The sequence below is a fragment of the Bacillus cereus group sp. N21 genome (assembly GCF_016483395.1).
In the GTDB taxonomy this organism is placed as follows: Bacteria; Bacillota; Bacilli; order Bacillales; family Bacillaceae_G; genus Bacillus_A; species Bacillus_A pseudomycoides.
Map to the genome: position 1 here is coordinate 1 of NZ_JAEHBX010000474.1, position 205 is coordinate 205.

The window sequence follows — 205 nt, forward strand, 5'->3', positions numbered from 1 at the left end:
AATACTAATAGATCGAGGACTTAACCATATAATATGAAGCAAATGTTATCTAGTTTTGAGAGAACATAAAAAAACTTATTGACTTTTTTAATCAATTAAGTATAATAGTGTTTGTCTTAAGTGAATATAGTCTGGTAATGATGGCAGAGAGGTCACACCCGTTCCCATACCGAACACGGAAGTTAAGCTCTCTAGCGCCGATGGT

1 rRNA gene is annotated in these 205 nt (G+C 34.6%); it reads left to right on the forward strand.

From position 1 onward, the window contains the following. Nucleotides 1-130: 130 nt before the first annotated feature. Nucleotides 131-205: ribosomal RNA gene (rrf, locus tag JDS96_RS31690) — 5S ribosomal RNA — on the forward strand; the annotation flags it as partial.